Annotated in this window: 1 protein-coding gene; it reads right to left on the reverse strand. The window is 63.6% G+C overall.

What is annotated here, in order from left to right; genetic code table 11:
• Nucleotides 1-158: 158 nt before the first annotated feature.
• Nucleotides 159-767 carry a class I SAM-dependent methyltransferase gene (locus ACLE20_RS15440; RefSeq protein WP_410941202.1) on the reverse strand — a complete coding sequence of 203 codons (609 nt, stop codon included), beginning with the start codon at nucleotides 765-767 and terminating at the stop codon, nucleotides 159-161.
• Nucleotides 768-1,574 lie beyond the last annotated feature (807 nt).

The following is a 1,574-nucleotide window of genomic DNA, read 5'->3' on the forward strand; positions in this document are numbered from 1 at the left end:
CACCCACCACCGACAGGACACCAACCAAGCCTGCCCCCACCCGCACAGGTCGAGCGTACTTCGCGCACATCACAGTTGCGCCAAGCCGAGCTTGTGTATGTCTCGTTTGTAGAGATCCGAGTCAATCGGATCTTGTCTCGCCAAAACGGGCGACCCGGCTATGGGTTGTCTCGTTGTGCGACAAGGACGGCGGCGGGTCCGCTGGTCTGATCGGCGGGGAGGCGAAGGTCGGCCACGAGTCGCAATCCTGCCTGTTGCACCAGGGCGATGAGTTGTTCTGGCTGCCATTGGTAGGTCGTCCACTGGACCGGCACCCCGTTGTAGGCCTCGGTGCGCTCGACATCGCTGTCACCGACGTGGGTGGCAATGATCAGTTGCCCGCCCGGGCGTAGAGCCGCGGCGAAAGAGGCCAGAACCGCCGGTAGCACGTTGCGCGGCAGGTTGAACAGCGACCACCAACCCAGCACTCCGCCCAGTGATCCCCCGGGCAGGTCGACGTCGGTCGCCGATCCAACGGTGAACGCGCACTGAGGATGCAGGCGTCGCGCGTGGTCGATCATGCGCGGTGAGAGATCGACTCCCGAAACATCGATACCACGCTCGGCGAGATAGGCCGTGACCGTTCCTGGGCCGCAGCCGACGTCGAGGACTGGGCCTATCGAGGCGACCGTGCTCGCAAATGCGTCCATGGCTGCTTTGAGCCACGGGTGGGTGCGGATGTCGCCGATACCCGTCGTTGTCACCATCTCGACGTAGCTGTCGGCCACGCGGTCGTACGAGTCGCGAACAGTGTCGAGATCGGCAGGTTGCGGAGGCGGTAGCCGATTCACGCACGTGACCATAGTGACGCCCGCAGACAGCCGCCCTGTCTCGTATCTAGAGAAACGAGACACCCACCCCTGCACCACTCCCCCGCCGAAGAGCGCAGGTCGTGACGTCTCATAACTTGTCCCGAATCTGCGCCGGTCTCGGCTCTGTAGGGCCGGCCGCGTTCTAAGCCCGAGTAGGTGCGAGCCCCGCCCTTGGACGGGGCCGCCGAATCTACCGAACTGCGCGCTCAGTACCTGTCTTAGTCGGACTGGCGGACGCCAGGTAATCGCCGCCGGTTCGATTGAGACCGGATACTAGGTCGGTAACCATCGCGCCACTGGCGACCGGCGAGCTGATGGTGGGGCCGAACTGCTGCTCGAAGCGGCCACACACCGGGCACAGGAAGTCCTCGTAGAGGCTTTCGCTGCAGACGAATTGACCCCGAACACCCTCGCTAGTTGGCAGCGCCAAACCCAGGGCTGGTCACGGGCAGGCACATCTGATCACCCGGTGCTTTCTGCCACAAGGCCCGGACGGAGCGCGTCTTGGCCGGCATTCACATGACGCGCACAACGGCTATGTAATCCGACCGGACGAGTACGCCGGCTGCCGCGACGGCACAATCGACTTCGTGAACTTCGGTGAATACTTTCGCGCCCTCGGCTGAAACCCAGTCACCCGTACGCGGTCACCCAAGCGAGATCGTCTTCTTCGTATTCGGCCGGTTTCGCGATCCTGTGTCGGACGAAGGGAAAGCGGCCATT

The organism is Rhizobium sp. YIM 134829, from assembly GCF_046546455.1.